The organism is Cellulosimicrobium sp. SL-1 (genome assembly GCF_011033075.1).
Lineage (GTDB): Bacteria > Actinomycetota > Actinomycetes > Actinomycetales > Cellulomonadaceae > Cellulosimicrobium > Cellulosimicrobium funkei.
In genome coordinates, this window is the sequence record NZ_JAACJC010000006.1 from 105,728 (window position 1) to 116,341 (window position 10,614).

Below are 10,614 nucleotides of genomic sequence, written 5' to 3' on the forward strand. Positions count from 1 at the left end.
TCACGCGGTGAGCATCGCCACCGGGTTGTCGTGCGTGAGGCGCGCGAGCACGTCGCGCGGCACCCCGCGCGCGGCGAGCATCTCGGTGAACACCGTCGGGACGTAGGCGAACCCGTTGCCGCCGTGCTGCACCCACATCTGCTTGAGGAACACGTCGTGGCTGAGCAGCACCTGGCCCGCGTGGCCGGCCTCGACGAGGCGCTGCACCGCGGTCGCGGTCGTGTGCGGGTCGGGGGACACGCCCTCCTTCGGGAAGGTGATGTCCATGCCGACCATGTCGAACTCGAGCCAGACGCCGCGCTCGGCCACGGACCGCTGGTAGCCCGGGTCGTCGGCGGACGGGTCCATGTGGCACAGCACGACCTTCTCCGGGCGCACGCCCACCTCGTCGAGCACGAGGTCGAGCACCTCGTGCGCGCGGCGCTGCCAGCCGGGCAGGTGCACCTGGAGCGCGACGTGCGGGTGCTCGCGCTGCGCGAGGGCCGCGGCGCGCAGCGACGCCGCCTCGCCCGGCGTGAACGACGGCGAGACACCGATCTCGCCGATGATGCCGGGCCGCACGCCGGTCCCGCCGATCCCGTCGGCGAGCTCCGCGACGATCGCGGACGCCTGGGCGTCCACGGCCGCGGCGGCGATGCGGTCGCCCTCGAACTTCTCGAGGTACGCACCGCAGCCCGCGACCACGTGCAGGCCCGTGCGGCGCGCGACCTCCGCGAGGCGCTCGGGGTTGCGCCCGATCGCGGCGCTCGACGTCGCGTCGACGATCGTGCGCCCGCCCAGCGCGGCGAAGCTCTCGAGCTCCGCCGCGACCGCGGCGACCGGCTTGTCCGCGATGTTGTCCGCGCAGCAGTACGGGTCCTGGCGCAGCGCCCACGCGACCGACGCGGAGACCGGTGCCTCGACGACCGCCTCGGAGAAGCGGTAGCTCGGCGGGTCGAGCACCCCGGACAGGTCGTTGAAGAGGTGCTCGTGGGGGAGCGTGAGGCCGAGGTCCGCAGCCGCGGCGCGGCCGGTGACCGTCTGGACGTGACCGGCGGGCGTGACGCTCATCGCGCGCTCGTCTCGCCGGCCTCGCCGCCCGCGACGGCCGCCGCGACGCCCGCGTCGGAGCCGTCCGGGCCGGGTCCGTCCGGGCCGTCGGTGTGCGCCGCCTTGCCGGACGGGATCATGCCGATCCCGGCGGCGACGAGCGCGATGACCGTGCCGACGACGGTCGCGACGTGCACGGTGTGGCCGAGCGCCGGGATCGCGGCGTCGAGGACGAGCGAGCCGACGAGCTGGCCCGCGACCGAGGCGAGGCCGAGCAGAAGGAGGCCGAGGCCGCGCACGAGGAGCGCCATGAGCGCGATGGACAGCAGGCCGAGCGGGCCGCCCAGGTACATCCACCACTCGCTCGGGAGCTGGAAGTCAACGCCGCCCACGGCCGCGCGCACGAGGTAGGCGATCAGCAGGGCGGTGAAGCCCACGAGGAAGTTCCAGCCGATCGAGACGAGCATCGACCCGGTGACGTCGGCGACGGCCGCGTTGCCGGCGGGCTGCCAGCCCGCGAGCAGACCGCCCACGAACGGCATGATCGCGAGCACGATCGTGTGCGGCACCGAGAAGCTCGGGGAGATGACGACGACGGTCGCCGCGATGGCGAGCGCCGCGCCGAGGAGGCGCGTGGTGGTGAGCGGCTGCTTGACGGACGCCGTGACGCCGAGGCGGTCGCAGATGACGCCCGAGATGACGAGGCCGGAGATGAGCGAGATCTGGAACGTCGCGACGCCGAGGACGCCGACGGTCACGCCCTCGGACAGCACGATGACGGCCCCGCACAGGCCCGCGAGGTAGTTCCACCACGGGATGGTGCGCGAGCGGATCAGGCCGGGGATCGCGAGCGCCTCGCGTCGGGTCGCGGGGCGCGCGAACACGACGACGAACATGAGGACCAGGCCGGTCCCGAACGAGATGAGGGCGGCGGCGTGCCCGTCGCCGATCGTCTTGCCCAGCTGGCCGTTGACGGCCGCCTGCATGGGGCCGAGGGCCCCCGCGAGGACGGTCGCGACGACGAGCAGGGCGGTCGCGGTGTCCTTGACCCTGCTGCGGCGGGCTGACGGGCTCACAGCACCTCCCTGAGTGCCGGACGGGGAACCGGTGGTCGCCGGCGTGGTGTGCTTCATTGCGTGACCGTGCCTTCCTCCGACGGTACGTCGGACTTAGCTGTGGAGCGGAATCCTGGTGCCCTCGGGGGCCAGGTCGGTGGCGCGCGGCAGGGAGTCGACGGCGCCGTGGCGGGTGGTGGTGGAGGCGGCGACGTGCGCCGCCCAGCGGGCGGACTCGACGAGGTCGCCGCCGTGGAGGAGGCCGTCCGCGAGCGCCGCGCAGAACGAGTCGCCGGCGGCGGTCGTGTCGACGGCGTCGACGCGCTCCGCCGGGACGGTGACGGGTGCGCCTCCCGCGGGGACGACGAGCGCGCCGTCGGCCCCGAGGGTGACGACGACGTCCCCGGGGTGGTCGAGCGCGCGGACCATGGCGAGCACGGCGTCGGTGCCGACGGGCTCGTCGCTCGCGCCGACGAGGGTCGCGAGCTCGAACCGGTTGGGCACGAGCACGCGGAACGCGGCGCGCACGGGGGCGGGCAGCGGGACGGCGGGCGCCGGGTTGAGCACCGTGGTGCCCGTCGCGGTGGCGGCGACGGCGCGCAGGGCGCCGAGCGGCGTCTCGCACTGGCACAGGACGGCGGCCGCGTCGCGGACGAGGTCGGCGCGCTCGGTGACGAACGCCTCGTCGACGACGGCGTTCGCGCCGGGCTCGATGACGATCGTCGACTCGGGCTGCTCCCACAGCACGACGGCGACGCCGGTGGGGCGGTCCGCCGTCGCGAGGCCGTCGAGGACGAGGCCCTCGACGGCGAGGCGGCGGCGGATCGCGCGGCCGTCGTCGTCGTCGCCGACGGCGCCGACCATGGCGACGCGGCGGCCGAGCCGGGCGGCGGCGACCGCCTGGTTGGCGCCCTTGCCGCCGGGGGAGCGGACGAGGCCCGTCGCGGAGACGGTCTCGCCCGAGCGGGGCAGGCGGTCGACGGTCAGCCTGAGGTCCATGTTCAGGCTGCCGACGACCACCACCTCGGGCGTCATCAGCCCGCGAGCCAGGTGACGGCCTGGCCGAACAGCGGGCCGTAGCCGGACCAGTCCATGAACTCGCGCGGGGCCCAGTGCGGGGAGATGTCGGAGGCGAACGCGAGCGTGCGCCCCTCGCCCTCGGTGCGGACGGCGACGAGCGGGCGGCCCTCGATGGTGGCGAGGACGGTCGCGTCGGCCTTGGCGGTGAGGCGCTGGTAGCCGAGGAGGATCGGCCACTCGCGGTCGAGGCCGGCGGTGACGGGGTGCTCGACGTCGGTCAGGGTGCCGCCGATGCCCTCGGGGGTCTCCTCGCGGTCGTCGTACGGGAGGATGTCGACGGGCAGGACGGCCTCGACCGCGGTGCCGTGGTAGTTCGCCTTGGCCTGGAAGCCCTGGAAGCTGAGGTAGCCGCCGGCCATCATGAGGCCGCCGCCGCGGCGGACCCACTCGGCGAGGAGCTTGAGCCGGTTCGGGAACGGGCGCCCCTGGGAGAACACGACCGGCGGGAGCAGGAGCGAGTTGGCGCCGATGTCGGACAGGATCACGACGTCGTAGGCGTCGAGCGCGTCGAGCGTGGAGGGGAAGTCCTCGGCGACGAGGTGCGAGGGCAGGTGCGTGACCTCGTGGCCCTCGGCGGCCAGCGCCTCGAGCAGGCGCGCGCACCCGATCTCGAGCTGGGCGTGGGGGAACGCGTCGTACCCCTTGTAGTCGGTGGTCGCGTTGATCCACGACTCCCCGGCGAGCAGAACCCGGCTCATCCCGGCCTCCTTGCGATCAGGTCGCGCGGCGACGTCCTCGACGACGTTGCGCAACGTTGTGTAGCGTTGCGCAAGACCGTAGGGGGCGAGCGGCGCGGCTGTCAACACCGTGCGCGGCCCGACGCTCCCGGTAGAGTGCAGGGGATCTGGGGGACCGCCCCGAGGAAGGGGAGCCATGACGCTCACGCGTGTTGCGCAACGTGCCGGCGTGTCGGCCTCGACGGCGTCGCGCTATCTGCGCGGGCAGCTCAACGTCCAGCCGGAGACGGCGGCGCGGATCGACGCCGCGGTCCGCGAGGTGGGGTACGTCGTCCCCGCGCCCGGTCCCGCCGCGCGCGACGACGAGCGTCGCACCGGGGTGGTCGCGCTCGTCGTGCCCGACTTCGTCAACCCGTTCTTCACCGCTCTCGCCGAGGAGGTCGCGCGCCTCGCGGGCGACCGCCGCGTCCCGCTCGTCGTCGCGCTGTCGACGCGGCACGGCGACGCCGAGTCCGGCCTGGGCCAGCTCCTCGCGAGCGACGGCTCGCTCGGCGGCATCGTCTACGTGGGGATGTCCCGCACCGACGACCGGCTCGCGCGCGCCGTCGCGGACGGGCTGCCCGTCGTCGTCATCGACGAGGAGGTCGACCTCGACCTGCCCGTCGAGACGATCACCGTCGACAACTACGGCGGCGCCTACCAGGCCACGAGCTACCTCGTGCAGCAGGGGCACCGGCGCATCGCCCACGTCGCCGGGCCCGCGGAGCTGTCCACGACCCAGGACCGCCTGCGCGGCTACGTCGACGCGATGCACGACGCCGGCCTCGACGTCGACCCGGACCTCGTGCGCCACGGGCCGTACACCGAGCAGTTCGGCGCCTCGACGTTCCCCTACCTCACGCGGCCCGGGAACGCGCCGACGGCCGTGTTCGTCGGCAGCGACATCGTGGCCGTCGGGATGCTGGGCGCGGCCGAGCTGCACGGCATCTCCATCCCCGAGGACCTCTCGGTCGTCGGGTGCGACGGCATCCGTGTCGGCCAGTGGCTGCGCCCCAAGCTCACGACGCTGGAGCAGCCCGTCGCGGCGCTCGCGCTCGCGGCGATGGACGCGATCGAGCGCTCGATGGCCGGCACCCCGCCCGCGGTCCCGCCCGCACGCACCGTGCTGCCGCTGCACCTCGTCGTGCGCGGCTCGGTCGCCCGGCCCGCGGACGGCTGAGGGGTGTTCGCCGGGAGCGGGCGGTGCGTGCCGTGACCGGGCTGCACCACGTCGAGATCTGGGTCGCGGACCTCGCGACGGCCCGAACCGAGTGGGGCTGGCTGCTGGGCGCGCTCGGGTTCTCGCGCCGCAGCGAGTGGCCGGACGGTGAGTCGTGGGCCGGTGGCGGGGCCTACCTCACGTTCACGACGTCCCCGAACCTCACCAGGGCGACGCACGACCGCCGGGCCCCGGGGGTCAACCACCTCGCGTTCCGGGCCGGTGCTCCCGCGACGGTCGACGCGCTCATGGTCGCCGCGCCCGACCACGGGTGGCGCCCGCTCTACCACGACCGTTACCCGCACGCCGGCGGTCCCGACCACTACGCCGGATGGCTCGAGAACTCTGCGGGGTTCAAGGCCGAGCTCGTCGCGTCGGAGGCGGTCGGCGGGGCGACGCCTCTCTGACGGCGGCACGTCGGGCCACCCAGGGGTACGGAGGTCTGCTGTCGCGGGAACAGCGCGGCTCGTCCGTTCTGCGCTGTTGGTACCTTTCCGCCATGACGTCACGCGAAGGGTCGGAGCACGGGCCGGGCCGAGGTCGGCGGGGTGCCGCGCTCGTCGTGGGAGGTGCCGCGCTCGCCGCCGCCGTGCCCACCGTGCTGCTGGGCCGGGCGGCCAGCGAGTACCTGTGGGAGCTGTGGTGGCTGGACGCCGGGTCGAGCGGGCTGCTCGACGGGGTGCCCGACCGGCCGGTCGTCGTCCGCGCGCTGGTCGGTGCCGTCCTGTTGCTCGTCGTCGCGCTCTCCGCCGTCGGCCTGGCCGTCCGCGCCCGGGCTCGCGGCGGGCTGACGGCCGCGGTCGCGGCTCGGTGCGCACTCGTCGGTGCGGCGATCCCGGTCGCGGTGCTCACCGTGGCGCTCGTGCTCCAGTCGATGCTGTCAGGACCGGAGCAACCGCCGTTCGTCCCGTTCGCCTAGCGGTCCTGCTCGCGGTCCTCCGCGGGAACGCGCCGTGCCCGGACGGCCACCGTCAGGCCGGCGACGAGGCACACGAGGCCGGCGACGGCCAAGAGGGCGGCGGCCACCAGGTGCTCCCGGTTGGACTCGATCGCCGCCGCGCTCCACGGCTCGGCCCGGCTCTCCGCCTGGTTGACGTAGTGCCAGACCGAGCCGAGGTGGTAGTTCCCCTCCCAGGTGGTGAGCCACCAGGCGAGGAGCGGCAGCACGACGCCGGCGGCCAGGAGCCGGGCGGCACGGACCAGGCGACGCTCTCGGCCGATCGGGTCCACGGTCCTCCTCTGAGCCGAGCCGAGCCGAGCCGAGCGCCGCGCCGTCACGCCGCGCGTGCGTCCGCGGCCCGGCGGGTCCAGCGCATCACGACGTACAGCACCGCGCCGACGGCGAGCAGGATACCCGCGCGCAGCCACGTCACGGCGTCCTGCTGCGTCAGGAGCAGGACGCACGACGCCACGCCCAGCACCGGCACGACCGTCGCGACGCGGAAGTGCGGCGCGTCGACGGGGTCGCGGCGCAGCACGAGGACCGCGACGTTCGTCGAGGCGAACACGAGCAGCAGGAGCAGCACGACGGTCTCGGCGAGGCCCGCGACGTCGCCCGTGAACACGAGCCCCATCGCGACCACGGTCGTCACGACGATCGCGACCCACGGCGTGCGGCGCCGGGGGAGCACGCGCCCGAGCGCGGCGGGGAGCAGGCCCTGCTCGGCCATGCCGTACGCGAGCCGGCTCGCCATGATCATCGTGAGCAGCGCCCCGTTCGCGACGGCGATCAGCGCCACGAGGGAGAACACCCAGGCGGGCACCGACCCCTCCGCGTCGACGACCTCGAGCAGGGGCCCGGTCGAGCCGGCGAGCGTCTCGGGGTCGACGACCGCGACCGCGGCGACGCCCACCGCGACGTACACGACGCCCGCGGTGACGAGCGCGCCGAACAGTGCCCGCGGGTAGGTGCGGCGCACGTCGCGCACCTCCTCGGCGAGGTTCGCCGACGTCTCGAACCCGACGAACGAGTAGTACGCGAGGATGGCGGCCGCGAGGACGGCGAGCGCCGGCGTCGTGCCCTCCGCGAACTGCGTGACGCGGCCCGGCGACCCTTCGCCGCGCCCCAGCACGACGGCGGCGAGCACGACGACGAGCACGAGCCCGGACAGCTCGATCGCGGTCATCGCGACGTTGGCGCGCAGCGACTCCTTGATGCCGCGCGCGTTGAGCGCGGCCACCACGGCGAGGAACAGCACGGCCACGAGGCGGTCGGGGGCGTCGACGAACGTCGCGAAGTAGTCGCCGGCGAAGGCCAGGGAGAGGCCCGCGGCGCTCGTCACGCCTGCGGCGAGCATGGAGAACCCGACGAGGAACGACACGAGCGGGCTGCGGAACGCGCGGTCCGCGAACACGGCCGCGCCGCCGGCCTGCGGGTACTTGGTCACGAGCTCGGCGTACGACCCGGCGGTCAGCAGGGCGAGGCCGAGGGCGACGAGGAGCGGCAGCCAGACGGCGCCGCCCACCTCGCCGGCCATCTCGCCGACGAGCGCGTAGACGCCCGCGCCGAGCACGTCGCCGAGGATGAAGAGGTACAGGAGCCGTCCCCCGACCGAACGGGACAGCTTGGTGTCCGGGTCGGCGGCCTGCTGCTGGGGTGCGGTCGGTGCGCTCATCGCGTCACCGTGCCACGGCCCCGGATCGCTCGCGCCCGGTGCCGGACCGTGCGCCCGCCACGTGCGCCCGTCCCGTGCCCGGACGAACCCGCGCGGGCACGGCGTGCGAGCCGCCGTGCGAGCCGACAGGAGGCGTGTGAGCGTGGGAGCCCCGGGTCCAGCCACGAGCCCGTCCGCACGAGCGCGACCGGCGGGACGGAACGTCCCCGCGTGCCTGCGTCGCGCTCCGTCGCGAGGAGACGAGCATGAGCGACACCCCGGAGACCTCGAGCGCGGCCCGCACCGTGCGCCGCGCCGTCGTGCTGGGCGGTGCCGGGTTCGTGGGCAGCCACGTGTGCGAGGCGCTGGTGGGACAGGGCGTCGAGGTCGTGTGCGTCGACGACCTGTCGACCGGGCGGGTCCGCAACCTCGACGCGCTGCGCGACGAGCCGCGGTTCCGCTTCGTCGAGGGAGACGTCAGCGCCGGGATCGACGTGCCCGACCCCGAGCGGGTCGACCTCGTGCTGCACCTCGCGTCGCCCGCCTCGCCCGTGGACTACCTCCGGCTCCCGCTCGAGACCCTGCTCGTGGGCTCGGCGGGGACGCGCCACGGCCTCGAGCTGGCCGAGCGTGCCGGGGCGCGGTTCGTGCTCGCCTCGACGTCCGAGGTGTACGGCGACCCGGAGGTGCACCCGCAGCGCGAGGACTACTGGGGCCACGTGAACCCCGTCGGGCCGCGCAGCGTCTACGACGAGTCCAAGCGGTTCGCGGAGGCGACCACCGCCGCGTACCGCCGCAGCCGCGGCGTGGACACGGGGATCGTGCGGATCTTCAACACGTACGGGCCCCGGATGCGGGGGCACGACGGCCGCATGGTCCCGACGTTCGTGCGGCAGGCGCTCGCGGGCGAGCCGCTGACCGTCGCGGGTGACGGCTCGCAGACCCGGTCGGTGTGCTTCGTGGACGACCTCGTCGAGGGCATCCTCGCGTTCGCGCGCACCGACCACCCGGGCCCGGTGAACCTCGGCGACCCGACGGAGCTCACGGTGGAGCGCGTCGCGCGGGACGCGCTCGCGGCGACGGGGAGCGACGCCGGGATCGTGCACGTCGACCTGCCCGAGGACGACCCGCGCCGCCGTCGACCGGACACGAGCCTCGCCGAGCGCACGCTCGGCTGGCGGGCCCGCACGCCGTGGGCCGAGGGCCTCGCCCGGACGGTCGAGTGGTTCCGCTCCGACGGCGGCGGCGAGACGCCCGTCGCGGTCGGTGCGGCGCGCGGCGGCGCCACCGACGAGGCGGGTGAGCCGGCATGAGGGTCTCCGTGCACGGCTGCGGCTATCTCGGGGCGGTCCACGCGGCGGCTCTCGCGCGCCTGGGGCACGAGGTCGTCGGCATCGACGTCGACCCGGCGCGCGTCGCGGCGCTCGCCGAGGGCAGGGCCCCGTTCTTCGAGCCAGGTCTCGCCGCGCTCCTGGCCGACCCGGGCGGGGCGGGGTCGCTCACGTTCTCGACCGACGTCGCGCACGCGGGCGTCGCCGACGTGCACTTCCTGTGCGTCGGCACGCCGCAGTCGGCGGGCAGCGGCGTCGCGGACCTGCAGCAGCTCGAGGCGGCGCTCGCGGCGCTGCGCCCCCACCTGCGCCCGGGGTCGGTGGTGGTCGGCAAGTCGACCGTCCCCGTCGGCACGGCCGCCCGGCTCGTGACGGACCTGCCCGACGGCGTCCGGCTCGCCTGGAACCCCGAGTTCCTGCGCGAGGGGCACGCGGTCGCGGACACGCTGCACCCGGACCGGCTCGTCTACGGCGTGCCCGACGACGGCGACGCGCTCGTCGAGCGCCTCGACGCCGTCTACGCGCGGCTGCTCGACGACGGCGTGCCCCGCCTCGTGACCGACCTCGCGACCGCGGAGCTCGCGAAGGTGGCCGCCAACGCGTTCCTCGCGACGAAGATCTCGTTCGCCAACGCGGTCGCGGAGGTGTGCGAGGCCGCGGGCGGCGACGCGGTCGCGCTCGTCGGCACCATGGCGCTCGACCGCCGCATCGGCGGCGAGTACCTGGGCGTGGGCCTGGGGTTCGGCGGCGGGTGCCTGCCCAAGGACATCCGCGCGTTCGCGGCCCGGGCGCGCGAGCTCGGCGTCGGCCCGGCCGTGTCGTTCCTCGACGAGGTCGACGCCATCAACGACCGCTGCCGGGAGCGCGCCGTCGTGCTCGCGCGCACCGCGTGCGGCGGCTCCCTCGCGGGGCGACGCGTGGCGGTGCTCGGCGCCGCGTTCAAGCCGGACAGCGACGACGTGCGCAGCTCGCCCGCCCTCGCGCTGGCCCGGGCGCTCGCCGCGGAGGGGGCCGACGTCGTCGTCACCGACCCGCAGGCCCTCGCGCTCGCGCAGGCGGCCGCTCCCGAGCTCGGGTATGCCACGAACGCGCGCGAGGCGGCGACCGGCGCCGACGTCGTGGTCCTCGCGACCGAGTGGGACGAGTACCGCGACCTCGACCCCGGCGCCATGGCCGACGTGGTGCGGACGCCGCGCCTCGTGGACGCGCGCAACGCCGTCGACGGCGCGCGGTGGCGTGCCGCCGGGTGGGACGTGCGCGCGCTCGGGGTCGCCGCGCCGCGCGCGGCCCGACCTCAGCCGAGCAGCCCCACGGCGTAGCCCACGAAGAACAGGGCCGTCACGACGGCGACCACGCCGACGACCCCGATCCAGACCCACGGCACGGCCCGGTGCGGGCCGTGCTCCTCGTGGCCCTGCGGCGCGCTCACCTGGTCCTCCGCGGGCGGGGTCTCGCCGGGCTGCACGTCGCCGGTCGCCGAGAAGTCGGCCGCGGACGAGCGGTGCGAGGCGTCCAGCGGGTCGGGGTCGGGGGAGGCGGGTCCGGTCATGGTGCGGTCCTTCCGTCGGTGCGGGGGTCGAGATCGGGGGA

General features: G+C 75.3%; 12 protein-coding genes. 5 read left to right on the forward strand and 7 right to left on the reverse strand.

From position 1 onward, the window contains the following. From GWJ10_RS10755 to GWJ10_RS10770, 4 genes are all read right to left on the reverse strand, one after another. Positions 1-1,050, reverse strand: coding sequence for a phosphotriesterase (locus GWJ10_RS10755; RefSeq protein ID WP_043653986.1), 1,050 nt, complete (start codon positions 1,048-1,050; stop codon positions 1-3). Further along, a complete protein-coding gene (locus GWJ10_RS10760) occupies positions 1,047-2,105 on the reverse strand; it encodes a DMT family transporter (protein ID WP_241005755.1) in 1,059 nt (352 codons plus the stop codon). Before GWJ10_RS10760 ends, GWJ10_RS10755 begins: the two co-directional genes overlap by 4 nt. 93 nt (positions 2,106-2,198) lie before the next feature. After that, complete coding sequence (locus tag GWJ10_RS10765) at positions 2,199-3,119, reverse strand: ribokinase (RefSeq protein ID WP_043653989.1); 921 nt, start codon at positions 3,117-3,119, stop codon at positions 2,199-2,201. After that, positions 3,119-3,862 (reverse strand): glutamine amidotransferase, encoded by a 744-nt coding sequence (locus GWJ10_RS10770; RefSeq protein WP_144683406.1) that lies wholly within the window; start codon positions 3,860-3,862, stop codon positions 3,119-3,121. The genes GWJ10_RS10765 and GWJ10_RS10770 overlap by 1 nt, the downstream gene beginning before the upstream one ends. 175 nt (positions 3,863-4,037) lie before the next feature. Between GWJ10_RS10770 and GWJ10_RS10775 the strand changes: the two genes are divergently transcribed. The 3 genes from GWJ10_RS10775 (at position 4,038) to GWJ10_RS10785 (ending at position 6,018) form a co-directional block, all read left to right on the forward strand. Then, a complete protein-coding gene (locus GWJ10_RS10775) occupies positions 4,038-5,060 on the forward strand; it encodes a LacI family DNA-binding transcriptional regulator (protein ID WP_085387816.1) in 1,023 nt (340 codons plus the stop codon). A 32-nt stretch (positions 5,061-5,092) separates the two neighbouring features. Beyond that, a complete protein-coding gene (locus GWJ10_RS10780; protein ID WP_163187664.1) occupies positions 5,093-5,506 on the forward strand; it encodes a VOC family protein in 414 nt (137 codons plus the stop codon). Between the two features lie 92 nt (positions 5,507-5,598). Next, positions 5,599-6,018 (forward strand): hypothetical protein, encoded by a 420-nt coding sequence (locus GWJ10_RS10785; RefSeq protein WP_163187391.1) that lies wholly within the window; start codon positions 5,599-5,601, stop codon positions 6,016-6,018. Here the strand turns inward: GWJ10_RS10785 and GWJ10_RS10790 are convergent. Then, entirely contained in the window at positions 6,015-6,329 is a 315-nt protein-coding gene (locus GWJ10_RS10790; protein ID WP_076404730.1) for a hypothetical protein, read from the reverse strand. The two genes, GWJ10_RS10785 and GWJ10_RS10790, sit on opposite strands and share 4 nt — an antisense overlap. A gap of 44 nt (positions 6,330-6,373) precedes the next feature. Beyond that, positions 6,374-7,714 (reverse strand): APC family permease, encoded by a 1,341-nt coding sequence (locus tag GWJ10_RS10795; protein ID WP_163187393.1) that lies wholly within the window; start codon positions 7,712-7,714, stop codon positions 6,374-6,376. A gap of 245 nt (positions 7,715-7,959) precedes the next feature. On the opposite strand from GWJ10_RS10795, the gene GWJ10_RS10800 reads away from it, so the two are divergent. Both GWJ10_RS10800 and GWJ10_RS10805 read left to right on the forward strand, forming a co-directional pair. Beyond that, entirely contained in the window at positions 7,960-9,006 is a 1,047-nt protein-coding gene (locus GWJ10_RS10800; protein WP_163187395.1) for an NAD-dependent epimerase/dehydratase family protein, read from the forward strand. Next, positions 9,003-10,343 (forward strand): nucleotide sugar dehydrogenase, encoded by a 1,341-nt coding sequence (locus tag GWJ10_RS10805; RefSeq protein WP_163187397.1) that lies wholly within the window; start codon positions 9,003-9,005, stop codon positions 10,341-10,343. Before GWJ10_RS10800 ends, GWJ10_RS10805 begins: the two co-directional genes overlap by 4 nt. On the opposite strand, the gene GWJ10_RS10810 is transcribed toward GWJ10_RS10805, so the two are convergent. After that, on the reverse strand, positions 10,319-10,573 hold the full coding sequence (locus GWJ10_RS10810) for a DUF6480 family protein (RefSeq protein WP_241005756.1): 255 nt from the start codon (positions 10,571-10,573) through the stop codon (positions 10,319-10,321). The genes GWJ10_RS10805 and GWJ10_RS10810 overlap by 25 nt on opposite strands. Positions 10,574-10,614: the final 41 nt, after the last annotated feature.

Coding starts and splice junctions, on each gene's coding strand:
- GWJ10_RS10785 (WP_163187391.1), top strand. CDS start 5,599: ATGACGTCACGCGAAGGGTCGGAGCACGGGCCGGGCCGAGGTCGGCGG.
- GWJ10_RS10810 (WP_241005756.1), bottom strand. CDS start 10,573: ATGACCGGACCCGCCTCCCCCGACCCCGACCCGCTGGACGCCTCGCAC.
- GWJ10_RS10770 (WP_144683406.1), bottom strand. CDS start 3,862: ATGAGCCGGGTTCTGCTCGCCGGGGAGTCGTGGATCAACGCGACCACC.
- GWJ10_RS10800 (WP_163187395.1), top strand. CDS start 7,960: ATGAGCGACACCCCGGAGACCTCGAGCGCGGCCCGCACCGTGCGCCGC.
- GWJ10_RS10775 (WP_085387816.1), top strand. CDS start 4,038: ATGACGCTCACGCGTGTTGCGCAACGTGCCGGCGTGTCGGCCTCGACG.
- GWJ10_RS10805 (WP_163187397.1), top strand. CDS start 9,003: ATGAGGGTCTCCGTGCACGGCTGCGGCTATCTCGGGGCGGTCCACGCG.
- GWJ10_RS10765 (WP_043653989.1), bottom strand. CDS start 3,119: ATGACGCCCGAGGTGGTGGTCGTCGGCAGCCTGAACATGGACCTCAGG.
- GWJ10_RS10795 (WP_163187393.1), bottom strand. CDS start 7,714: ATGAGCGCACCGACCGCACCCCAGCAGCAGGCCGCCGACCCGGACACC.
- GWJ10_RS10755 (WP_043653986.1), bottom strand. CDS start 1,050: ATGAGCGTCACGCCCGCCGGTCACGTCCAGACGGTCACCGGCCGCGCC.